Below are 22,517 nucleotides of genomic sequence, written 5' to 3'. Positions count from 1 at the left end.
AAAGGCTGCCTGACGGTTGGGGGATATCCCTGCCTGTCAGGCTCCTGATGCCATAAATCTAGTGTTAAAAAACCTATATGTTAACAAAACCCACCTGTTAACAAAAACCTATGTGCTAATTGCGGTCGATCCCAGGGTCGGCATTATCCAGACACTGCGGGGCTCGTCCCGTCTACAGACTTAAATGGATAGAACATCATGAATTTACACGAATATCAGGCCAAACAACTGTTTGCTCGGTATGGTCTGCCGGCTCCAACCGGTTACGCCTGTACCACACCCCGTGAAGCAGAAGAAGCCGCATCAAAAATCGGCAGCGCACCTTGGGTGGTAAAATGTCAGGTTCATGCTGGCGGTCGCGGTAAAGCGGGCGGCGTGAAGCTGGTTAATAGCAAAGAAGAAATTCGTGCTTTTGCGGAACATTGGTTAGGCAAGCAGTTGGTTACCTACCAAACTGACGCCCACGGCCAGCCGGTACACCAGATTCTGGTAGAAGCAGCGACTGATATTGATAAAGAACTGTATCTGGGCGCTGTAGTCGATCGCGGTTCTCGTCGTGTGATCTTCATGGCTTCAACTGAAGGTGGCGTTGAAATCGAGAAGGTTGCAGAAGAAACGCCGGAACTGATCCACAAAATTGCTCTGGATCCACTGACGGGGCCGCAGCCATACCAAGGCCGTGAGTTAGCCTTCAAACTGGGTCTGACCGGTAAACAAGTCAGCCAGTTCACCAAGATCTTTATGGGTCTGGCAGCGCTGTTCCTGGAACGCGATCTGGCGATGGTTGAGATCAACCCGTTGGTGATCACCAAACAAGGTGATTTGGTGTGTCTGGATGGCAAACTGGGTGCGGACGGCAATGCCCTGTTCCGTCAACCAGAGCTGCGCGAAATGCGTGACCAGACTCAGGAAGATGCCCGTGAAGCTCAGGCTGCGCAGTGGGAACTGAACTACGTCGCGCTGGATGGCAACATCGGCTGCATGGTTAACGGCGCAGGTTTGGCGATGGGTACTATGGACATCGTGAAACTACACGGCGGTGAACCGGCTAACTTCCTGGACGTTGGCGGCGGCGCAACCAAGGAACGCGTAACCGAAGCTTTTAAAATCATTCTGTCCGACGACAAAGTGAAAGCGGTGCTGGTCAATATCTTTGGCGGTATCGTGCGTTGCGATCTGATTGCTGACGGCATCATTGGTGCGGTAGCAGAGGTTGGCGTTAACGTACCGGTTGTTGTTCGTCTGGAAGGGAATAACGCTGAGTTAGGTGCCAAGAAACTGGCAGACAGCGGCTTGAATATCATTGCTGCGACCAGCCTGACAGATGCGGCTCAGCAAGTTGTTGCGGCAGTGGGGAATAAATAATGTCTATTTTAATCAATAAAAACACCAAAGTTATTTGCCAGGGTTTCACCGGTGGCCAAGGGACTTTCCACTCCGAGCAGGCGATTGCTTACGGAACTAAAATGGTTGGCGGCGTAACACCAGGCAAAGGCGGCACTCAGCATTTGGGTCTGCCGGTATTTAATACCGTGCGTGAAGCCGTGGAAGCGACCGGTGCGACCGCTTCGGTTATCTACGTGCCGGCTCCGTTCTGTAAAGATTCCATTCTGGAAGCGATTGACGCAGGCATCAAGCTGATCATCTGTATCACTGAAGGTATCCCGACGCTGGATATGCTGGTTATCAAAGTGAAACTGGAAGAAAGTGGCGTGCGCATGATCGGTCCTAACTGTCCGGGCGTGATCACCCCAGGTGAATGTAAAATCGGCATCATGCCGGGTCACATTCATCTACCGGGCAAAGTGGGCATCGTTTCTCGTTCTGGTACCCTGACTTATGAAGCGGTTAAGCAGACGACTGATATTGGCTTCGGTCAATCAAGCTGCGTCGGTATCGGTGGCGATCCGATCCCCGGCTCTAACTTTATCGATATCCTGAAGCTGTTCCAGGAAGATCCGCAAACAGAAGTGATTGTGATGATCGGTGAGATCGGCGGAACCGCGGAAGAAGAAGCCGCAGCCTACATCAAAGATCACGTCACTAAACCTGTTGTGGGTTATATCGCCGGTGTGACTGCACCTAAAGGCAAACGTATGGGTCATGCTGGCGCCATCATTGCCGGCGGCAAAGGTACGGCTGAAGACAAGTTTGCGGCTCTGGAAGCTGCAGGCGTGAAAACAGTTCGTAGCCTGGCCGATATCGGTGAAGCAGTGAAAGAAGTTTTACCTCAGTAAGCTGACTTAAGTCACTCGAGCGCCGGGAAGACGGTAGACTGGTGAACCCGATGAGTTTAGGCGACTAAGTGACTCGGGCAATCGGGTTAAGCCAACGCAGAGGCAGCTTGAGACATACAGGTCTAGATATAGATAAGAATAATGATTAGCTCGACATATATTGGCCACCTTTCGGTGGCCTTTTTTTATAGAGAAACTACATGAATCTTTCGTATTGCAGAATTTCCCTCCGCTAGAGAGGGGAGGGCATCAGAAATTATTCAGAGCGGTAATCAGTATCATATCCGTTTGTGCCTGCAGCTTAGCTTGCTCGCTTTTAGCGTTGCCAAGCTGCTGCTGAAGTAATGCCAGCGCTGCGTTATAGCTGACTTTATCGCTAAACAGCTTATCCTTAACGTTAATTGAAGCAATATTGGTAAAACGTCCGTCTTCGGTGGCAGGAACCGCTATTTCCCCTGTATTGATCAGCTTTTTCACCACTTCTCGCTGCGGTTCATAACCTTCCAATCCAACCAGCTTCCAGCGTTGCTCGATTTTCCCTTGGTATTGACCGCGTTTGACCTCGGTCAAATAACGGATGGTCAGATTACGAATAGTGCCATCCTCTTCGCCATATTCTGCCTTAGTATCGGAAAGCACCGGGAACTGCTGGCCCTCCAGTACGCCACCTTTCTGCGTCAAATGTCCCATCCGATAGCTATTCATGCCTAAGCGAATTGGCGTGCTATCCGTAACGGCTGCGCCATGGTTAAAACGTAGATTAGTGATACGCGAACCCGCAGGTTGGCGTAGGTCGATGGTGTAGGTGACGCCATCAAAGAAATCATTGGTAGAATATTTAGAAGCGCGACGTTGTGGGTTAAAACTGTAGGTGACATCGCCCGGTTTAACCTGATTGAAATAATCGGCTGACCACTCCATATATTTCTTCAGTTCTTTACCTGTAAGCTGATAAACCGTTATTTCCCCGCCAGCGTATTGGTAGTTAAAAGCAATATCTTTAGCTTTTATCTCACCTAAATCTAATTTAGCGCGGTCATTATCGATCTGTAAGGCAATGACCTGCGCTTTAGGCGCATAGTGGCGTGCGGCTTCCTGGAACAAAGCGCTGATACCGGTATCCTGAATATGTACTTGCGGAATGCCTTTTATCTCATCTTTAGGCACTAAATCTACTCCGCTCAGGGTAGCAATAACCCGATTTGCATTGGCGCGCAAAATACTGTGATAAGGCTGATAAATAGCTTCAAGTTCTTTATCGGAATGAATTCCTTTGATTGGGTAGGTATAACTGTCTTTATTGATTAAATGATATTTTCCATCCCGTTGTTCAAATTGCAAGTCGATACGGGAAAGGGCGCGACCATATTTATCCGGTTCAGTAATAATAACGCCGTTCACTACGGCCTTATCAATTTTGACGTGCATATGGCCCGCGACTATGGCCGCTAGCTCCGGGTTGGCTTTGGCTATATCCCCCACGCCAGTACCGGGACGCTGGTTCTCGTTATCAATCCCCATATGGGCAACTAACACGATAGCGTCGACCTGCGGCTGAATTTTTTGAATCACCTTCTTAACTTCTTGCACAGGATCGGTAAAATTCAGCCCCTTGATACGATCGGTACCTTGGGCAAATTCCGCTGTCATTGGCGTATCCATGCCGATGATGCCGATTTTGACACCTTGGCGTTCGATGATCTTATAAGAAGGCAGGTAGGGCTTGCCGCTGTCCCAGAAGATATTCCCTGCCAGAGCGGTACCTTTAAACTGGTTTAAAGAGGTGGATAGAGCCTTCAGACCGAAATCGAATTCGTGATTGCCTAATACCCAGGCATCGTAATTCAGGGCGTTGAAACCGAGCATCATCGGGCTGACGGCCTCGTTTTTAAAGGTTTCCACGAAGTTGCCCTGAAGGGTGTCACCGGCGTCAACCAAAATGATATTGGGCTGTTCGGCGCGGATTTTTTTCACCTGCGTGGCTATCTGGCTCAGACTGCCGGCCAGATTTTCACTGTCGCTGGCGTAATCCCAGGGAACGAAGGTGCCGTGCAGATCGGAGGTGCCTAAAATCGTCAGGTTGACAGTTTCGGCGGCGAAGGAGGAAGAGGTGCTGATACAAAGTAAGGAGGCGAGCGCTATTTTTTTCATTTTTATCTTCTTGAAGGGGCCAATGTTTCATCATGTAACCGCATTTTATGATGCAACAAAATAGCAACACAAGCGAACGCTTCCCCAAGAATCGACTAATATATTCATATAAATTGTTAAGTTGTGATTCAACTCACCATGAAGATTATAAATAAAAAAAAGTTAATCTAGATCGCGGAAAAATGAAAAAATAAGTCATTACTTAAACTATTAAATCACATTTATTTAACACTGAGGGTTTATATAAAAATATTTGAACGATTAATTAACACCTCCAGAAGAAAATTGTTCTAAATCAAGTTTTCAATATGGCAATAATGTTCATATGGGCTTAAATTGTTCTGGATCAATTTGTCCTGCTATCGATAATTAGTTGGTTTGTTGACCTGTATCCAGAACTCAAAGCCAGGTCACGTAAAATCCTATTTATTGTGTGGGATTAGAAGCGTACTATTATCGCGGTGTAATACTGGGTAGTTGATATTGTTATTTTTGTTGTGTTTTTTTGGGCATTCACTGCTGGTAGTTATGAGACTTCCAATTATAGCGGAGGTCGCGTTGCCGCAAGTCGGAGTCTTCCTGCGAGGAGCAAGGAGTCAAGATGTTTGATATTGTCGAACTGTCACGGTTACAGTTTGCCTTAACGGCTATGTACCATTTCCTATTTGTCCCGCTAACGCTGGGTATGGCGTTTATGCTGGCAATTATGGAAACGGTTTACGTACTGTCTGGCAAACAAATCTATAAAGATATGACCAAATTCTGGGGCAAGTTATTTGCTATTAACTTTGCACTGGGGGTCGCTACGGGTCTGACTATGGAGTTCCAGTTCGGGACTAACTGGTCATATTTCTCTCATTACGTCGGTGATATCTTCGGTGCCCCTCTGGCAATCGAAGGTCTGATGGCGTTCTTCCTGGAATCTACTTTTGTTGGTCTCTTCTTCTTCGGTTGGGATCGGTTAAGTAAACATCAGCATCTGGCTGTTACCTGGCTGGTTGCGTTAGGGTCTAACTTCTCTGCCCTGTGGATTCTGGTTGCCAACGGTTGGATGCAAAACCCAATTGCGGCGGATTTCAACTTCGAAACCATGCGTATGGAAATGCTAAGTTTCTCTGAGCTGGTTCTGAACCCGGTTGCTCAGGTGAAATTCGTGCATACCGTTGCTGCTGGTTATGTTACCGGTGCGATGTTTGTTCTGGGTATCAGCTCGTACTATCTGTTGAAAGGCCGTGATATTCCGTTTGCCAAACGTTCCTTTGCTATCGCTGCCAGCTTTGGTTTAGCCGCGACGCTGTCCGTTATTGTTCTGGGTGATGAATCCGGTTACGAAATGGGTGACGTACAAAAAACCAAACTTGCTGCAATTGAAGCCGAATGGGAAACACAGCCACCTCCGGCAGCCTTTACGCTGTTTGCTATCCCTAATCAGGAAAAAATGGAGAACTCGTTCGCCATTCAAATTCCTTATGCATTAGGCTTGATTGCCACACGTTCATTGGATACTCCGGTGACCGGCTTGCGCGATCTGATGTCACAGCACGAAGTCCGTATCCGTAATGGTATTCAGGCTTATCGTTTGCTGGAAGAACTGCGTGCGGGTAACACCGATCCGGCTGTTCGCGCCGAGTTCAACAAAACTAAGCAGGATCTGGGCTATGGCTTGTTGCTGAAGCGTTACACGCCGAACGTAACCGATGCTACCGAAGCGCAGATTCAACTGGCAGCTAAAGACTCTATTCCTAAAGTTCTGCCGCTGTACTTTGCGTTCCGCATCATGGTGGTCTGTGGCTTCCTGCTGTTGCTGATTATCGGTCTCTCGTTCTACAACGTGTGCCGTGGTCGTATCGGTGAGAAAAAATGGCTGCACCGTTTGGCGCTTTGGGGTATTCCATTGCCTTGGATCGCGATCGAGTCTGGCTGGTTTGTGGCTGAGTATGGCCGTCAACCGTGGGCAATCGGTGAGGTTCTGCCAACTGCCATTGCCAACTCATCGGTGACAGCAGGGGATATTCTGTTCTCCATGGCGCTGATTTGCGGTCTGTATACGCTGTTCCTGGTCGCAGAAATGTACCTGATGTTCAAATTTGCGCGCCTTGGGCCTAGTAGCCTGAAAACTGGCCGCTATCACTTTGAACAGCCGACTGCGCCTGCGCAAGAAGCACGGTAAACGGGAGTCCACTTATGTTTGATTATGAAGTATTACGATTTATCTGGTGGCTACTGATTGGTGTGCTACTGATAGGTTTCGCCGTCACCGATGGTTTTGATATGGGCGTAGGTATCCTGCTGCGCATTATCGGTAAAACCGATACTGAACGCCGTGTCATGATTAACTCGATTGCTCCCCATTGGGATGGCAACCAGGTTTGGCTGATTACGGCCGGTGGTGCGCTGTTTGCCGCCTGGCCAATGGTGTACGCCGCAGCCTTCTCCGGTTTCTATATCGCGATGATTTTGGTGTTGGCTGCGTTGTTCTTCCGTCCGGTCGGTTTTGACTACCGCTCGAAGTTGGAAAGCAGCCGCTGGCGCAACATGTGGGACTGGGGCATCTTCATCGGTAGCTTTGTTCCTGCTGTAGTGTTCGGCGTTGCCTTTGGTAACCTGCTGCAAGGTGTTCCATTCCATATGGATACCTACATGCGCTTGTTCTACACCGGCAACTTCTTCCAACTGCTGAACCCGTTCGGCTTGTTGGCGGGCGTCGTCAGTCTGACCATGTTGGTGACTCAGGGTGCAACCTACCTGCAAATGCGTACCCGCGGTGAAGTTCATCTCCGTTCCCGCGCTGCCGCACAAATTTGTGCGTTAGTGATGGGCGTGGCCTTCCTGCTGGCGGGTATTTGGGTAGTGAAAGGCATCGACGGCTTTGTGATTACTTCGGCGCTGAACACTGCTGCGGAATCCAACCCGATGCGTAAAGAAGTGGCACATCAGGCGGGCGCCTGGTTGATTAACTTCAACAAGTACCCAAGCCTGTGGGCGCTGCCAGCGTTAGGGGTAATCCTGCCGCTGTTCACCATCCTGTTCTCGCGTATGGAAAAAGGTGCGTTGGCGTTTATCACCTCGTCACTGACGATTGCCTGTGTGATTCTGACAGCCGGGGTTACCATGTTCCCGTTCGTTATGCCGTCAAGCACCGTGCCGAACGTTAGTCTGACAATGTGGGATGCGACATCTAGCCTGCTGACGCTGAAAGTGATGACCATTGTTGCGATTATCTTTGTGCCAATCATCCTGCTCTACACCAGTTGGTGTTACTACAAGATGTTCGGTCGTATCGATAAAGAATATATCGAAAACAACAAGCACTCACTGTACTAAGGAGCATAAAGCATGTGGTATTTTGCCTGGATTCTCGGAACACTTCTGGCCTGCTCCTTCGGTATCATTACTGCTCTGGCGCTAGAGCAGAGTGAGGCCAATGCGGCGGAGAAGAAAGCCGCTAAAAACGGCAGCGAAGATGTTGTCCGATAAGTTGTACGCTTTAATGGATAAGGGCCCGCTGCGGGCCCTTTCACTTATTCTCGCTTTTACGCTGGCTTTCTGTATTTTCTGGGATCCGACGCGCTTTGCCGCCGCGACCAGTTCGTTAGAAGTCTGGCAAGAGGTGTTTTTAGTGTGGGCCGTCTGTACTGGGGTCATCCATGGCGTAGGCTTTCGACCGCAGCGGGTATGGCTGAGAGCTTTTTTCTCGCCTCTTCCTGCAATTGTGATCTTGGGCGCGGGAATTTTCCATTTTTTCGCCTAATCTTGCAGCTAATCATCCCTATGGGCCGTTCGGCCCATAATTATTTTCGTTCTCACCTTGCAAGTCATTCCAAACCGAATCGCTCTTCAGTATAGTGTGTCCGTTAATTGCATTACTGGGAAGTAGAGTGAGTAATACGTTATTTCGATGGCCGGTTCGTGTCTACTATGAAGATACCGACGCTGGTGGCGTGGTTTATCATGCACGCTACGTAGCCTTTTACGAAAGGGCGCGCACAGAAATGCTGCGCCAACGCAATTTTCACCAGCAGCAATTGTTCAGTGAGCATATTGCTTTTGCTGTCCGACGCATGACGGTAGACTATCTTTCTCCAGCACGTCTTGATGATATGCTAGAGGTGGAAAGCGAAATTACTGAAATGCGAGGGGCCTCTCTCTCGTTTGCTCAACGAATTTTCGATTCCCATGGCAATCTTCTGAGTAGTGCAGAAGTATTGGTCGCATGTATCGATCTACATAAAATGAAGCCAAAAGCGCTTCCCAAGTCTATTGTCGCGGAGTTTAAGTAGTGGCTGACATGAACATTCTGGATTTATTCCTGCAGGCGAGCCTATTCGTTAAGCTTATCATGCTGGTACTGATGGGCTTTTCCATTGCGTCTTGGGCGATCATCATTCAGCGAACGCGCGTTCTGAATGCTGCCACACGTGATGCTGAAGCCTTTGAAGACAAGTTCTGGTCCGGCATTGAGCTTTCCCGTTTATATCAGGAAAGTCAGGCGCGCCGCGATAGTCTGGGTGGCTCAGAGCAAATTTTCCACTCTGGTTTCAAAGAGTTTGCTCGTTTGCATCGTGCAAACAGCCATGCGCCGGAAGCCGTTATCGACGGTGCCTCCCGTGCTATGCGCATCTCGATGAACCGTGAGCTGGAAGCACTGGAAAACCATATTCCGTTCCTGGGCACCGTAGGTTCTATCAGCCCGTATATCGGTCTGTTTGGTACCGTCTGGGGGATTATGCACGCCTTTATCTCCTTGGGCGCAGTGAAACAGGCAACCTTGCAAATGGTTGCACCGGGTATTGCTGAGGCACTGATTGCTACGGCGATTGGTCTGTTTGCAGCAATCCCTGCGGTAATGGCGTATAACCGCCTGAATCTGCACGTCAGTAAGCTTGAGCAGAACTATGACAACTTTATGGAAGAGTTCATTGCTATTCTGCATCGCCAGGCTTTCGCCAGCACCGAGAGCAAATAAGTAGGGGGTTGTATGGCGCGAGTACGTGGTCGTAGACGTCGCGAGCTTAAGTCTGAAATTAACATTGTTCCCTTGCTCGACGTATTGCTGGTATTGCTGCTGATCTTTATGGCCACAGCGCCCATCATTACACAAAGCGTTGAGGTTGATTTACCTGACGCTACAGATTCGAAAACGGTATCCAGCGATGATAATCCGCCGGTGATTGTGGAAGTTTCTGGTGTTGGTCAATATACGGTGGTGGTCGATCATCAGCGGATGGAGCAGTTGCCAGAGCAGCAGGTTGTTGCCGAAGCTCAGGCGCGTCTGAAAGCTAATCCGAAAACCGTGTTTTTGATCGGTGGTGCTAAAGAAGTTCCTTATGATGAAATCATCAAGGCGCTGAATATGCTCCATCAGGCCGGTGTTACTTCGGTTGGGCTGATGACTCAGCCGATCTAAGTCTGTGTTGATGTCGATTAAGCGCGAAATATCGCTATATCGGCATTAACCCTGTTTTTGAATATCGAGTGTGGAAATCGAGCGTGGGAAAGGCAACCGAGCAAAACGATAAGTTGAATCGCGCCGTTATTGTTTCGGTCGTTCTGCACATTATATTAATTGGCCTGCTAATTTGGGGCTCGTTGACGCAGAAGACTGAAATGGGCGGCGGCGGAGCTGGCGGCGAAGTGATTGACGCCGTGATGGTCGATCCCGGAGCGATAACACAGCAATATAATCGTCAGCAGTCACAGCAGGCTGACGCGAAGCGTGCCGAAGAACAGCGCAAGAAAAAAGCCGAACAACAGGCAGAAGAATTGCAACAGCAGCAGGCCGCAGAGCAGCAGCGCCTGAAAGAGCTGGAAAAAGAGCGGCTACAGGCGCAGGAACAGGCCAAGCAGTCAGCGGAAGAACAGAAGAAAGCAGCGGCAGAGCAACAAAAGCAGGCGGCCGAACAGCAAAAACAAGCGGCAGAGGCAGCGGCCAAAGCCAAAGAAGAACAGAAGCAGGCGGAAGCTGCGGCTGCTAAAGCGAAAGCTGAAGCCGAGCAGGTAGTGAAAGCCGCCGCCGACGCGAAGAAAAAAGCTGAAGCAGATGCGAAGAAAGAGGCTGCCGTAGCGGCGGCCGCGAAGAAGCAGGCAGAGGCTGACGCCAAGAAAGCGGCCGAGGATGCGAAGAAGGCCGCAGAAAAAGCTGCGACAGAAGCCAAACAGCAGGCCGCTGAAGCCGCAGAGAAGAAAGCGGCTGCCGACGCTGAGAAAAAGGCTGCTGCTGATGCCAAGAAAGCCGCGTCAGATGCGAAAAAAGCGGCTGACGCTAAGAAGAAGGCAGCCGCAGAAGCCGCGACCGCTACGGACGTTGACGATCTCTTTGGTGGCCTAGCGTCATCCAAGAATGCGCCAAAAAGTGGTACGGGCGCAGGTGAAGCCGCAGCAGGTAAGGGCGGTGGCAAGAAAAGCGGTGCGTCGGGTGCAGAAATTAGCGGCTATTTAGGCCAGATTACTGCGGCAATTCAGAGTAAATTTTATGATGCAGATTTGTATAAAGGCCGCACGTGCGATCTCCGGATCAAACTGGCACCGGACGGTCTGTTAATAGACGTAAAAGCGGAAGGTGGCGATCCTGCATTGTGTCAGGCCGCGATAGCCGCAGCGAAACAGGCTAAGATTCCTAAACCACCGAGTAAAGATGTTTACGAAGTATTTAAGAATGCGCCGGTTTCCTTTAAGCCGCAATAAGTGTTGATTAACGGGGTATAAGTTTGTTAATCAACCACGGATTATGTAGTTTTGTTTGCGTTGGTTTGTTAAAATTCTGCTAATTATCGCGGGCATTCCGCTCGGATAAGGGAGACAAGATGAAGCAGGCATTTCGAGTAGCGCTAGGCTTTTTAGTTTTATGGGCATCTGTGTTACACGCAGAGGTTCGCATTGAGATAACCCAAGGGGTGGACTCTGCTCGTCCGATCGGTGTAGTTCCGTTCAAATGGATGGGCCCGGGTACGCCTCCTGAAGACATCGGCGCTATCGTGGGTGCAGACTTACGCAACAGCGGCAAATTCAACCCGATTGATGTGGCGCGTATGCCGCAGCAGCCGTCTACCGCAGCGGAAGTGACTCCTGCGGCCTGGACTGCATTAGGCATTGATGCCGTGGTTGTGGGTCAGGTACAGCCGGGTGCAGATGGCAGCTATTTGGTTTCTTACCAATTAGTTGATACAGCAGGTGCAGCGGGAAGTATTTTGGCGCAGAATCAGTATAAAATAACCAAGCAATGGTTACGTTATTCTGCCCATACCGCCAGTGATGAAGTATTTGAAAAGCTGACCGGTATCAAAGGGGCGTTCCGCACGCGTATTGCCTATGTAGTGCAAACTAACGGTGGGAAATTCCCGCATGAATTGCGTGTTTCAGACTACGATGGCTACAATCAGTTTGTAGTACACCGTTCTCCTGAGCCACTGATGTCACCGGCTTGGTCGGCGGATGGCAGCAAAATTGCTTATGTAACATTTGAGAGTGGCAAGTCTGCACTGGTTATTCAAACGTTGGCGAACGGCGCAATCAAACAGGTTGCTTCTTTCCCTCGTCATAACGGTGCGCCGGCATTCTCACCTGACGGCACCAAACTGGCGTTCGCTTTGTCTAAAAGCGGCAGCCTGAATCTGTACGTGATGAACTTGGCGTCAGGCCAGATCAGTCAGGTTACGGATGGCCGTAGCAACAACACGGAGCCAAGCTGGTTCCCGGACAGCCAGAATCTGGCTTACACCTCAGATCAGGGTGGCCGTCCGCAGGTGTATAAAGTGAATATAAACGGCGGTGCGCCGCAGCGTATCACGTGGGAAGGTTCTCAGAACCAGAACGCGGACGTTAGCGCTGATGGTAAGTTCCTGGCACTGGTTAGCTCCAGCAGCGGAACCCAGCACATCGCCAAACAGGATCTAGAAACGGGAGCCGTTCAAGTGTTAACGGACACGTTCCTGGATGAAACGCCTAGTATCGCGCCTAACGGCACCATGGTTATCTATAGCTCGACTCAAGGGCTAGGTTCCGTGTTACAGCTGGTCTCGACTGATGGGCGTTTCAAAGCGCGTCTTCCGGCAACTGATGGACAGGTAAAATTCCCTGCCTGGTCGCCGTATCTGTGATGCATGTGTAAATACGTATGTATGGCAAACTATAAAAAAGGATCAAAGAGATGCAACTGAACAAAGTGCTGAAAGGGCTGATGTTGGCATTGCCAGTTCTGGCTATCGCTGCTTGTAGTTCTAACAAAAGCGCAAACAATGACCAATCTGGCATGGGCGCTGGCACTGGTACAGAAAGCAGCAACCTGTCTTCAGAAGAGCAAGCTCGTCTGCAGATGCAGGAACTGCAAAAGAACAATATCGTTTACTTCGGCTTCGATAAATACGATATCGCTTCTGACTTCGCTCAAATGCTGGATGCACATGCTGCATTCCTGCGTAGCAACCCGTCTTACAAAGTTGTTGTTGAAGGCCACGCGGATGAACGCGGCACGCCAGAATACAACATCGCTTTGGGCGAGCGTCGTGCTAACGCAGTGAAAATGTATCTGCAAGGCAAAGGCGTTTCTGCTGACCAAATCTCTATCGTATCTTACGGTAAAGAAAAACCAGCGGTACTGGGCCACGACGAAGCAGCATTCGCTAAAAACCGTCGTGCAGTTCTGGTTTACTAAGAGAATCGCATGAACAGTAACTTCAGACGTCACCTGTTGAGTCTGTCGTTACTGGTTGGCGTAGCGGTCCCATGGGCCGCTACTGCCCAAGCGCCAATCAGTAATGTCGGCTCCGGCTCGGTAGAAGATCGAGTCACATCTTTAGAGCGTATTTCTAACGCTCACAGCCAGCTATTGACTCAACTCCAACAACAACTGTCCGATTCGCAGCGCGATATCGATAGTTTGCGTGGTCAGATCCAAGAAAACCAATATCAGCTAAATCAAATTGTCGAACGGCAAAAACAGATCTACCAGCAAATGGATAGTCTGGGCGGGCAGGGTGCGCAAAATTCTGCGCCTGCTGCGGCTGGTGCGTCGACAGAGAGTGCGGCAACAGGTGGTGGTTCTGATTCTGCCGCGGGTGCAGCGGCCAATACAGCCGCACCGGTAAGCAGTGGTGATGAGAACAGCGACTACAACACGGCAGTTTCACTGGCTCTTGAGAAAAAGCAGTACGATCAGGCGATCGTTGCTTTTCAAAACTTTGTGAAGCAGTATCCAAAATCGACTTACCAGCCTAACGCCAACTATTGGTTAGGGCAGTTGTATTACAACAAGGGTAAGAAAGATGATGCTGCGTATTACTACGCTGTTGTTGTGAAAAATTACCCAAAGTCTCCGAAAAGTGCAGATGCAATGTATAAAGTTGGGGTGATCATGCAGGAAAAGGGCCAGGGCGATAAAGCCAAGGCGGTTTACCAGCAAGTGATAAAGCAGTTCCCTAACACTGATACGGCGAAACAAGCGCAGAAACGTTTATCTGCTCTTTAGTCTTTTTAAGCCCAGGAATTGGTCTGATCGGCTAATTTCTGGGCTTGATCGTGTGAAGAACAAGCAGTTAAACGATTGATTCGAAATTTAAGTTGCGCTGCGAAGAAAAATTAGTAATATATGCCGCCGTTGCCAAGACAACTTGCAAAACGTTAAAGCGACGAAAAAAAGCATCATATAATGGGTCGTTAGCTCAGTTGGTAGAGCAGTTGACTTTTAATCAATTGGTCGCAGGTTCGAATCCCGCACGACCCACCATTCTTTCCTGATAGGTTGGAATGAAAAGAAGTTGAAGTTATCGCAACGATATACCTCTTCCTGTTTTGTCTGGTTTTATTCTCGAAGTGTTGTAATGCAACAATACATAATGGGTCGTTAGCTCAGTTGGTAGAGCAGTTGACTTTTAATCAATTGGTCGCAGGTTCGAATCCCGCACGACCCACCATTATGAAGTGAACAACTGTTTTAAATCGAAGAGATGAGAACTGTAAAGGTTCGAGCCGAACGACGTGAGACAGCAACGCGAATGCGTTGACCCGTAAGGGTGAGTCTGTAGGACGAATAATCCCGCACGACCCATCATTATAAAGTGTTAAGAGTAAAGTCGTTGAGTAGTACCGCATCACAGCGGGTCGTTAGCTCAGTTGGTAGAGCAGTTGACTTTTAATCAATTGGTCGCAGGTTCGAATCCCGCACGACCCACCATTCTTTCCTGATAGGTTGGAATGAAAAGAAGTTGAAGTTATCGCAACGATATACCTCTTCCTGTTTTGTCTGGTTTTATTCTCGAAGTGTTGTAATGCAACAATACATAATGGGTCGTTAGCTCAGTTGGTAGAGCAGTTGACTTTTAATCAATTGGTCGCAGGTTCGAATCCCGCACGACCCACCATTATGAAGTGCTAAGAGTAAAGTCGTTGAGTAGTACCGCATCACAGCGGGTCGTTAGCTCAGTTGGTAGAGCAGTTGACTTTTAATCAATTGGTCGCAGGTTCGAATCCCGCACGACCCACCATTATGAAGTGATCAACTGTTTTAAATCGAAGAGATGAGAACCGTAAAGGTTCGAGCCGAACGACGTGAGACAGCAACGAGAATGCGTTGACCCGTAAGGGTGAGTCTGTAGGACGAATAATCCCGAACGACCCACCATCATGAAGTGATAAACTGTTTTAAATCGTAGGGATGATAACCGTAAAGGTTCGAACCGAACGAAGTGAGTCAGCAATGTGAATGCGTTACCCATAAGGGTGAGTCCGCAGAAAAATAACCCCGTACGACCCACAATTTCCTTCTAGTACCAGTCAACTTCCCAAAGAAAAAACAATCACATACTGCACCATTTATAGGGTGAGATAAACCTGCATGCCGGTTTTGACCAACGCTTGCATTGGCCTGAAGGGTGAGTATCAGGATGTTACGGGTTACCTGCTTTCAGATTCGATCTGCGGTTGTGAGTCTGTGAAAATAGTCAGGCTTAAACCTTTTAGCTAAGGTCTGTTATTAATAGCTTCCAAATCGTCTCTCTATGGCGCTGTCAGCGTTCGAACACCTTCTTTGCCATCTAAGGCTTTTTCATAGGCTGCGCCAGATACGGGCTGCTGTGGCTCTTTCCATTTGATCTTAGCCTGACAGATTCGACGATAATGATTCTTAGAACGGTAAAACCATCAATAGAAACGATTCATCTACTATTTTTAACTCTATTAAACATATTTCGCATATATCAATAAATTCGGGCGACTTCCACTCACATTTTGGGTATTTTGTTTAGGATAAAAAACAAAATCCCTTATTTTATGGATAACAGCGTGAGTAACCGATGTTTTTCCACATACCTTGCGATGAGATGTGAGCGATGAGCGAAATTTTTGATATAAATGCGGCGATTTATCCCTTCCCGGCAAAGCCTGCGCCCTTAAATCTCGATGAGAAGGCTTTTTATCGTGAGAAGATCAAGATGTTGCTGAAGCAGCAGGATGCTGTATTGGTCGCTCATTATTATACCGACCCCGAGATTCAATCGCTGGCGGAAGAAACCGGTGGTTGTGTGGCCGATTCTTTGGAAATGGCTCGCTTTGGCAACACGCATCCGGCTTCTACGTTGCTGATTGCTGGGGTGCGTTTTATGGGAGAAACGGCAAAAATTCTTAACCCTGAGAAGCGGGTATTAATGCCCACTCTCAACGCCGAGTGTTCTCTGGATTTAGGCTGTCCGGCCGATGAATTTGCTGCGTTTTGCGATAGCCATCCTGATCGTACTGTTGTGGTGTACGCCAACACATCCGCCGCGGTTAAGGCGCGGGCAGACTGGGTTGTGACTTCCAGCATTGCCGTTGAGTTGATTGAACATCTGGACAGCTTAGGTGAGAAAATTATCTGGGCTCCGGATCGTCATTTAGGCAATTACGTGCAGAAGAAAACCGGTGCGGACGTACTTTGCTGGCAGGGAGCCTGTATCGTCCATGACGAGTTTAAAACTCAGGCGTTGATGCAGATGAAGGCGCTACACCCGGACGCTGCCATTTTGGTGCATCCGGAGTCTCCTCAGGCCATCGTCGATATGGCCGATGCCGTGGGCTCCACCAGCCAACTAATTCAGGCGGCTAAAACGTTATCGCAGCAAAAACTCATCGTGGCCACCGATCGCGGTATCTTTTACAAAATGCAGCAAGTTTGCCCAGAGAAAGAATTGTTCGAGGCCCCGACAGCCGGTGAAGGCGCAACTTGCCGAACCTGCGCCCATTGCCCGTGGATGGCGATGAATGGCTTGCAGGCTATTGCTGAAGGGCTTGAGCGAGGCGGGGCACAGCACGAGATACATGTGGATGAAGAATTGCGCCAGCAGTCGCTGATTCCGCTTAATCGCATGCTGGATTTTGCCAATCAGCTAAAATTGCAGGCACAGGGTAATGCCTGAATGTCATAATCCTGATTATTGGCGGGCATTATGGGTTTCCGGAGATAGTTCGTTAGAGCAACGGATTGATAAATTGAAAGTTTGGCAAGTCTAAAGAGGCTGCTTCGGCGGTTAACTAAAAGGATTATCGGATGGACTTTTTCAGTACGGGTAACATATTGGTGCATATCCCGCTCGGCGTACAGGGATACGATTTATCGTGGATTGAAGCCATTGGTACTTTATTTGGTTTGCTGTGTATTTGGTTCGCCAGCAAAGAGAAGATCATTAACTATTTGTTTGGCTTGATTAACGTGACGTTATTTGCCGTCATTTTCTTCCAGATTCAGCTGTACGCCAGCCTGTTGCTTCAGGTGTTCTTCTTTGGTGCCAATATTTACGGTTGGTATGCGTGGAGTCGTCAGACCGCCGATAATCAGATCGAGTTAAAGATTCGCTGGCTTTCACTGCCAAAAGCATTGGGATGGGGCGCAGTGTGCGTGATCGGTATTGCACTGATGACATTCAATATTGATCGCGTATTTGCTTGGTTGACAGGAATCACCGTCGCCATTATGCAGGCATTCGGAGCCAACGTTCAGGTGCCACATTTGGAACCGGATTCTTTCCCGTTCTGGGACTCGACCATGATGGTGTTATCCATTGTGGCGATGATTCTGATGACGCGAAAATACGTGGAAAACTGGTTGGTTTGGGTGGTTATTGATGTGATTAGCGTGGTGATCTTCACCTATCAGGGTGTATACGTGATGGCGCTGGAATACGTCATCCTGACGTTGATTGCCCTGAATGGCTCGTGGCTGTGGATTAAAGCAGCCAGAGATAATCATTCGCGACCCCTAGCCGTTCAGAGTTAGTCAGTCTTGACTGTTAATATGAAGGCCTGACAGCGGAATTCTGGCTGCTGTCAGGCACAGAGGCTAACAATTTAGTGGTGATGTTGGTGAACGCCAGCGGAAGTCGCGGCCTGATTAATATCGCAGTCTGGTTCTTCACAGTGCTGATATTCTATCTGAATCGTGGCGTGCCCAATCTGGTAGTGATGCAGTAAATAATGCTGAATGCGTTGCAGCAAATCATCGTGATCGCGTGGTGGAATCACCTGCACATGCAAGGTCATCACCCGTTGTTCACCGACTTTCCATAGATGCACATGATGAACGTTACGGACTTCACTAATATTCAGGCAGAGCGCTTTGCGTAATTTATCGATATCCACATCCTGCGGTGCGCCTTCCAGCAATTCATGAAAACTCTCTTTCAGCAGGCTCCATGCGCTGCGTAAAACCAACATTGAAACCAGTACGGACAAGATCGGATCGATAGGCATCCAGCCGGTGGTTAAAATCACAATCGCTGCCACTATTGCTCCGACAGAGCCTAAAAAGTCACCGATAACGTGCAGCATGGCCGCGCGGACGTTGATATTTTGCTCTTCGCCATCGCCGCGCAAAATCCACAGAGAAAATAAGTTGGCTAACAGACCAGCAACGGCGACAATCAGCATTGGCGTGCCCATCACCTCGTGCGGCATAAAGAAACGGCTAGCTGCTTCCCATAGAATAAATACCACGATCAGCAATAACGCCGCCGCATTTACAAAGGCGGCTACTGTCGTTAAGCGCAGATAGCCAAAGGTATGTTTGGCGTCAGGCTTACGGCGAGAAAAGCGAACCGCCATCAGTGCGATAAATAGCGCGGCTGAATCAGTCAACATATGACCGGCGTCTGCCAACAGCGCCAGTGAGCCAGATAGCCAGCCACCTATCGCTTCCGCAACCATAAATACGGTCGTCACGATAAAGGCGATAAGTAGGCGCTTACTGTTACTGTTTTTCGGGGAGTCTGGGGTTGTTGTCATCATTCATCCTGGATTTTGACAAAGCAATTTACGACAAAACCTAGCCGATACTTTGGGTTATCTAAACCATCTACTGATGGTTTGCTAAGTTAGTATTGAAGATATCTTATTCAATTTATGAATGGTTTCATCTAGCATCTTCAATAACTGATTATAGGTTTCCTCAGTAATTTTTCCTTGCTGGCATTGAATAACTACCTGCTGACACAGTTCAGCCCCCAGCGCGTGCTGTAAAATCAGGAAGCTGCCTTTCGTTCTATGGGCGGTTTTCTCGATAGTGGAAAGAGAAGCGTCTGGCTGGCTAAGCAACTGTTTATCTTGGGTGAGGGAATCGAGCAGCGTGGTAGTAAGTTTGCGCATCATCTCGCTATTTTGATGCGCCAATGATTGAAGCGTTTTCTCCAGATCGCTGAAATCGGTAGGTGTAGCAATAGTGGTCGCTTCCACACGTAAGATATTTTCAATGGCAGCCAGAGAAATGGGTTTGATCAGCCAGTGATCAATCGCCACTTTTCCGGGCAGAATTCGGGTAAATTCTTGTACATCGGCAGAGCAAAGAATGATTTTTGCCGGAGCCAGATCTTGCTGACGTTCGATATAGCGGATGATTTTTGCCAACGTAAAACCGTCCGGATGCGGCATATTGTAATCGATAAATAATAAATCAAAGGGTTGCTGGCGGTGGGCCTGTAGGAAATCCCGACCATTCTCAAACACTTCTGACGACATACCTAAGTGGTTTAGCTGTTGCTGCATAAGCAGTAAATTGGTTGGATGGTCGTCCACAACCGCGATTCTTAACGATTGTAGCGCCGTTAATGGCATCTGCGATTGCTGTAACGGCAGGCTAGCCGCCGGTTCTTCCTCTGTTATGGTGGCGGGCAGACTGATGTCTACCTGCGTGCCCTGACCGTATATCGAGGTCAAGTTAATCTGGCCTCCCATACGTTCAATGATTTCTTTGCAAATGGATAAACCCAAACCGCTACCTTGTACTGACAAGCTTTTGCTATTTCCGGCGCGATAAAATGGCTGGAACAGGTGAGGCAGATCTTTGGCGGCGATACCGCAGCCGCTGTCTTTAACCTGCAATAATAGGTTGCCGCGGGCATCTGTTTGAGGCTGCCACTGAATATTGACGTTAATTTCTCCGCTTTGAGTGAATTTAATCGCATTGGTAATCAGATTATTGATCACCTGAAGCAGTCGGCCTCCATCCACCAAAATCGCCCCCGGTAAGGACTCACTATGGCTGACAGCGAAGCTAATTGGTCGCATTCCCAGAAGTGGTTGATAAACGGCGCGGATATGCCCGATCCACGGCTCCAGTGGCATTGGTTTAGGATTCAGTTGCAGGCTGCCAGTTTCGAGCTTGGCATAATCCTGTAAATCATTGAGCAAACTCAGTAAGGATGAGGCCGAGCTGTATATCACCGGTAAGTTATCATTCTGATGATTAGCCTGTTTTAACTCCAGTTCCAGCAGCCCCAGAATCGCGTGCATCGGCGTGCGTAATTCGTGGCTAATCGTCGCCAGAAAACGACTTTTTTTACTATTAGCAGCCTCTGCCTCACGGCGCGCCAGTTCCAACCTATTCCGCTCTCGTAACTCTTTTCGTTGCTGAATAAAACGTCGTAGCAATACAAAAAGTAACCCGGCAATAATCAGCCCCAGTAAGGTTAGCAACCAACCGGTTTGCGGCATCATGCGATTATCATTCACCGCATCTATCAAACTGCTGCGATCCGAGGTCCAGCCGTCGCGCAGCGATTGCAGAGTGGCTGGTGGAATTTGCAGCAGATTTTTATTGAGAATAGACAACAATAGCGGCGTATCGGGGCGCACGCCAAACGCGATGGGATAAGCGATATTGTTAGCGGAAAAGGCCAGTTTTATCGCTCCCGCATAGCGAGACAGGACAATAAAGTTGGCGGAAATCACGTTATCAATCAATGCATCGACCTGACCATTCGCCAGCGCATCGTACAGGGCTTTACTGTTCTCAAAATTGATCACGGTAAAACCATTGGGAATCAGGTGTTGCCCCAAATTTCCATTCACTACGCCAATACGCTTCCCGTCTAAATCCTTCCAAGTCGAAATATTGTTAGCGTATTCGCTGACATAAACACCCCACAAAGCCCGATGAATGGGAATGGTGCTGTCGTATTGTTCTTTAAAACCACGAGTTAATGGCAATACGGCTCGGAATAACGCCTGTTTATTGCTGACCTGCTGGTCTGCCTGTTGCGGATTGCTGCTCCAGACTGGAGCGAATTCCAGACCAGTGTTTTGGGCTATGATATTAATAATATCAATGATATAACCATGAGGCTCGTCGTCAGAACCTCGGTAGCTGAAAGGATAGTCATTTTCGATTACGGCATAGTTAATCCGCGGATTTTTCTTCACCCATTCCTGTTCCAACTGCGAAAGGTCGGCGTTGCCGGTATCCAGATAGCTAGGAATTTTTTTGCTCCAGCGATTCTGAATAATATTGGCCATCGACATGGGTAAATTGCTGATAACCTGATCGAGCATCTCAATTAACGGTTTATCGGTAGAGGCAAAAACAAAGGATAAATTGCCTAATTTAATCGCGCTTTCAACCTGATAGATTTGCCCGAGCTGTAGCTGATCGATAATAAAACTGGCGCTGGTTTCATCGGCAATAAAGTAGTCATTGGTGCCATTTAATAATGAGTAAACTGCCTGTAAATTGCTGTCGAATAAGCGCACGTTGGCCGTCTGGCTATTTATTTCGTCATAAGCCTGCATACCGGTAATTTTGCTGATGGCAATTCGGGCATTTTCCGAATTCAGCATAATGGAACGGTTATTTTGCCGGTTGCGCAGTACGCGTAAATTACTGACGTAATAAGGGGCAGAAGAGAACAGGTTGGGCGTAAAGGCATTTTGCGGTATGCCAAATAGCAGGTCGATCTGTTTGTTTTTCATTGCCAGATTGAGCTGCGCCAGATCGGTAAAGCCATAAATGGCTATATGAGCCCCGGTGGCTTGATGAATATAGTTTAGATAGTCTGCATTCAGGCCATAGAGATCGTCATCAACGATAATATTGTAGGGGCTGAGGTTATCGCTCAAAATCCCAACGCGTAGGGTTTTGCCGCGCCAGTCATTCTTCAGCGTGGCAAAGGTCTGATCGGTGGGGACGTTGATGCTACTGATCAGATTATAGCGTACCGGATCGGCGGCAATCGCTGCCGCAGGCAGGCAGAACTGAATAAGGGTCAGGAGCAACCAAATGAATTTCATGGCTGTAGATCGTTAAATACGGCAATTAATTCAAGAAGATTCGCCGCCCCGGTTTTATTCAAAATATTCTTTTTGTGGGTACTGACGGTTTTATTGCTGATGTTTAACATTTGCGCAATATGCAAATTGGAGTTCCCTTTCGCTAATAGGCCCAATATCTGGATTTCTTTTGGCGTGAGATTATGTTTTTCATGATTATCTGCTGAGGCAACAAAAGAAATCTCTTCTGGGAAAGCGGTATGACCTGCCAGTACCTGGCCCATGGCGTCCAACAGGTGAGTCATCAGGCTACCTTTGTGCACAAATCCTTGAGCACCGGCGCTGTGAGCCATTTTAGCGTATACCTCTGTCTCTTGCGAGGTATAGACGATCACCGGAAGCTCGGGGTAATGGCGTCGAATTCTGCGCAGGAATTGCAGGCCGTCTACCTGCGGTAAGCCGATGTCGAGGATCAGCAATTCAAAAGGCTGTTCGGCCAGGCGCTGGAGTGCTTGCTGGTCGTCGGAGACACTTTGCAATTGATAAGGGATGGCCGATTGAAGCAGCGCGGCTTCAAGGGCGACGTGTACAACAGGGTGGTCATCAACTAATAGCAGCCTTGGCATAGTG

At 48.6% G+C, this 22,517-nt stretch carries 19 protein-coding genes, 5 tRNA genes and 2 other RNA genes; 22 read left to right on the top strand and 4 right to left on the bottom strand.

What is annotated here, in order from left to right:
• The first annotated feature begins 198 nt into the window (after positions 1-198).
• Positions 199-1,365 (top strand): ADP-forming succinate--CoA ligase subunit beta, encoded by a 1,167-nt coding sequence (gene sucC, locus AD970_RS02430; RefSeq protein ID WP_049596728.1) that lies wholly within the window; start codon positions 199-201, stop codon positions 1,363-1,365.
• On the top strand, positions 1,365-2,237 hold the full coding sequence (sucD, locus tag AD970_RS02425; RefSeq protein ID WP_049596727.1) for a succinate--CoA ligase subunit alpha: 873 nt from the start codon (positions 1,365-1,367) through the stop codon (positions 2,235-2,237). The genes sucC and sucD overlap by 1 nt, the downstream gene beginning before the upstream one ends.
• A gap of 249 nt (positions 2,238-2,486) precedes the next feature.
• Here sucD and AD970_RS02420 read toward each other — a convergent pair whose 3' ends face one another.
• A complete protein-coding gene (locus AD970_RS02420) occupies positions 2,487-4,388 on the bottom strand; it encodes a bifunctional metallophosphatase/5'-nucleotidase (RefSeq protein ID WP_049596726.1) in 1,902 nt (633 codons plus the stop codon).
• Between the two features lie 601 nt (positions 4,389-4,989).
• Between AD970_RS02420 and cydA the strand changes: the two genes are divergently transcribed.
• The 20 genes from cydA (at position 4,990) to pnuC (ending at position 17,628) form a co-directional block, all read left to right on the top strand.
• Positions 4,990-6,558 carry a cytochrome ubiquinol oxidase subunit I gene (cydA, locus tag AD970_RS02415; protein ID WP_049596725.1) on the top strand — a complete coding sequence of 523 codons (1,569 nt, stop codon included), beginning with the start codon at positions 4,990-4,992 and terminating at the stop codon, positions 6,556-6,558.
• A 14-nt stretch (positions 6,559-6,572) separates the two neighbouring features.
• Positions 6,573-7,712 carry a cytochrome d ubiquinol oxidase subunit II gene (cydB, locus tag AD970_RS02410; protein WP_049596724.1) on the top strand — a complete coding sequence of 380 codons (1,140 nt, stop codon included), beginning with the start codon at positions 6,573-6,575 and terminating at the stop codon, positions 7,710-7,712.
• 12 nt (positions 7,713-7,724) lie between these two features.
• Entirely contained in the window at positions 7,725-7,865 is a 141-nt protein-coding gene (gene cydX / locus AD970_RS02405) for a cytochrome bd-I oxidase subunit CydX (protein WP_049596723.1), read from the top strand.
• The gene (gene ybgE / locus AD970_RS02400; RefSeq protein WP_049596722.1) at positions 7,852-8,139 is read left to right on the top strand and encodes a cyd operon protein YbgE; all 288 of its coding nucleotides are present in this window, start codon (positions 7,852-7,854) and stop codon (positions 8,137-8,139) included. Before cydX ends, ybgE begins: the two co-directional genes overlap by 14 nt.
• A gap of 127 nt (positions 8,140-8,266) precedes the next feature.
• On the top strand, positions 8,267-8,668 hold the full coding sequence (gene ybgC / locus AD970_RS02395) for a tol-pal system-associated acyl-CoA thioesterase (protein ID WP_049596721.1): 402 nt from the start codon (positions 8,267-8,269) through the stop codon (positions 8,666-8,668).
• Entirely contained in the window at positions 8,668-9,354 is a 687-nt protein-coding gene (gene tolQ, locus AD970_RS02390) for a Tol-Pal system protein TolQ (RefSeq protein WP_049596720.1), read from the top strand. The genes ybgC and tolQ overlap by 1 nt, the downstream gene beginning before the upstream one ends.
• Before the next feature lie 12 nt (positions 9,355-9,366).
• Positions 9,367-9,795 (top strand): colicin uptake protein TolR, encoded by a 429-nt coding sequence (tolR, locus tag AD970_RS02385; protein WP_049596719.1) that lies wholly within the window; start codon positions 9,367-9,369, stop codon positions 9,793-9,795.
• Positions 9,796-9,878: 83 nt separating this feature from the next.
• Entirely contained in the window at positions 9,879-11,072 is a 1,194-nt protein-coding gene (tolA, locus tag AD970_RS02380; RefSeq protein WP_049596718.1) for a cell envelope integrity protein TolA, read from the top strand.
• 119 nt (positions 11,073-11,191) lie between these two features.
• The gene (gene tolB, locus AD970_RS02375) at positions 11,192-12,484 is read left to right on the top strand and encodes a Tol-Pal system beta propeller repeat protein TolB (protein ID WP_049596717.1); all 1,293 of its coding nucleotides are present in this window, start codon (positions 11,192-11,194) and stop codon (positions 12,482-12,484) included.
• 50 nt (positions 12,485-12,534) lie between these two features.
• Positions 12,535-13,038 (top strand): peptidoglycan-associated lipoprotein Pal, encoded by a 504-nt coding sequence (pal, locus tag AD970_RS02370; RefSeq protein ID WP_004722151.1) that lies wholly within the window; start codon positions 12,535-12,537, stop codon positions 13,036-13,038.
• 9 nt (positions 13,039-13,047) lie between these two features.
• Positions 13,048-13,851, top strand: coding sequence for a cell division protein CpoB (gene cpoB, locus AD970_RS02365; RefSeq protein WP_049596716.1), 804 nt, complete (start codon positions 13,048-13,050; stop codon positions 13,849-13,851).
• 182 nt (positions 13,852-14,033) lie between these two features.
• Positions 14,034-14,109: transfer RNA gene (locus tag AD970_RS02360), tRNA-Lys, on the top strand.
• 111 nt (positions 14,110-14,220) lie between these two features.
• Positions 14,221-14,296: transfer RNA gene (locus tag AD970_RS02355), tRNA-Lys, on the top strand.
• A gap of 16 nt (positions 14,297-14,312) precedes the next feature.
• Positions 14,313-14,433: non-coding RNA, RtT sRNA (locus AD970_RS18650), on the top strand.
• A 47-nt stretch (positions 14,434-14,480) separates the two neighbouring features.
• Positions 14,481-14,556, top strand: a tRNA-Lys gene (locus tag AD970_RS02350).
• Positions 14,557-14,667: 111 nt separating this feature from the next.
• A tRNA-Lys gene (locus tag AD970_RS02345) sits at positions 14,668-14,743 on the top strand.
• A gap of 47 nt (positions 14,744-14,790) precedes the next feature.
• A tRNA-Lys gene (locus tag AD970_RS02340) sits at positions 14,791-14,866 on the top strand.
• A 13-nt stretch (positions 14,867-14,879) separates the two neighbouring features.
• A non-coding RNA gene (locus AD970_RS18645) (RtT sRNA) lies at positions 14,880-15,003 on the top strand.
• Positions 15,004-15,709: 706 nt separating this feature from the next.
• Positions 15,710-16,771: a quinolinate synthase NadA gene (nadA, locus tag AD970_RS02335; protein WP_049596715.1), complete on the top strand. Its 1,062-nt coding sequence runs from the start codon at positions 15,710-15,712 to the stop codon at positions 16,769-16,771.
• A gap of 131 nt (positions 16,772-16,902) precedes the next feature.
• A complete protein-coding gene (gene pnuC, locus AD970_RS02330; RefSeq protein WP_049596714.1) occupies positions 16,903-17,628 on the top strand; it encodes a nicotinamide riboside transporter PnuC in 726 nt (241 codons plus the stop codon).
• A 71-nt stretch (positions 17,629-17,699) separates the two neighbouring features.
• On the opposite strand, the gene zitB is transcribed toward pnuC, so the two are convergent.
• The 3 genes from zitB to AD970_RS02315 form a co-directional block, all read right to left on the bottom strand.
• Entirely contained in the window at positions 17,700-18,632 is a 933-nt protein-coding gene (zitB, locus tag AD970_RS02325; RefSeq protein ID WP_049596713.1) for a CDF family zinc transporter ZitB, read from the bottom strand.
• 84 nt (positions 18,633-18,716) lie between these two features.
• Complete coding sequence (locus tag AD970_RS02320; RefSeq protein WP_049596712.1) at positions 18,717-21,908, bottom strand: ATP-binding protein; 3,192 nt, start codon at positions 21,906-21,908, stop codon at positions 18,717-18,719.
• Positions 21,905-22,513: a response regulator transcription factor gene (locus AD970_RS02315; protein ID WP_049596711.1), complete on the bottom strand. Its 609-nt coding sequence runs from the start codon at positions 22,511-22,513 to the stop codon at positions 21,905-21,907. Before AD970_RS02315 ends, AD970_RS02320 begins: the two co-directional genes overlap by 4 nt.
• Between the last annotated feature and the right edge of the window lie 4 nt (positions 22,514-22,517).

The sequence above is a fragment of the Yersinia nurmii genome, from assembly GCF_001112925.1.
Classification (GTDB): domain Bacteria; phylum Pseudomonadota; class Gammaproteobacteria; order Enterobacterales; family Enterobacteriaceae; genus Yersinia; species Yersinia nurmii.
The sequence above is the reverse complement of the archived record's forward strand: the minus strand, read 5'-3'. Positions and strand labels throughout refer to the sequence as shown.

Coding starts and splice junctions, on each gene's coding strand:
- sucC (WP_049596728.1), top strand. CDS start 199: ATGAATTTACACGAATATCAGGCCAAACAACTGTTTGCTCGGTATGGT.
- sucD (WP_049596727.1), top strand. CDS start 1,365: ATGTCTATTTTAATCAATAAAAACACCAAAGTTATTTGCCAGGGTTTC.
- AD970_RS02420 (WP_049596726.1), bottom strand. CDS start 4,388: ATGAAAAAAATAGCGCTCGCCTCCTTACTTTGTATCAGCACCTCTTCC.
- cydA (WP_049596725.1), top strand. CDS start 4,990: ATGTTTGATATTGTCGAACTGTCACGGTTACAGTTTGCCTTAACGGCT.
- cydB (WP_049596724.1), top strand. CDS start 6,573: ATGTTTGATTATGAAGTATTACGATTTATCTGGTGGCTACTGATTGGT.
- cydX (WP_049596723.1), top strand. CDS start 7,725: ATGTGGTATTTTGCCTGGATTCTCGGAACACTTCTGGCCTGCTCCTTC.
- ybgE (WP_049596722.1), top strand. CDS start 7,852: ATGTTGTCCGATAAGTTGTACGCTTTAATGGATAAGGGCCCGCTGCGG.
- tolR (WP_049596719.1), top strand. CDS start 9,367: ATGGCGCGAGTACGTGGTCGTAGACGTCGCGAGCTTAAGTCTGAAATT.
- tolB (WP_049596717.1), top strand. CDS start 11,192: ATGAAGCAGGCATTTCGAGTAGCGCTAGGCTTTTTAGTTTTATGGGCA.
- pal (WP_004722151.1), top strand. CDS start 12,535: ATGCAACTGAACAAAGTGCTGAAAGGGCTGATGTTGGCATTGCCAGTT.
- cpoB (WP_049596716.1), top strand. CDS start 13,048: ATGAACAGTAACTTCAGACGTCACCTGTTGAGTCTGTCGTTACTGGTT.
- nadA (WP_049596715.1), top strand. CDS start 15,710: ATGAGCGAAATTTTTGATATAAATGCGGCGATTTATCCCTTCCCGGCA.
- pnuC (WP_049596714.1), top strand. CDS start 16,903: ATGGACTTTTTCAGTACGGGTAACATATTGGTGCATATCCCGCTCGGC.
- zitB (WP_049596713.1), bottom strand. CDS start 18,632: ATGACAACAACCCCAGACTCCCCGAAAAACAGTAACAGTAAGCGCCTA.
- AD970_RS02320 (WP_049596712.1), bottom strand. CDS start 21,908: ATGAAATTCATTTGGTTGCTCCTGACCCTTATTCAGTTCTGCCTGCCT.
- AD970_RS02315 (WP_049596711.1), bottom strand. CDS start 22,513: ATGCCAAGGCTGCTATTAGTTGATGACCACCCTGTTGTACACGTCGCC.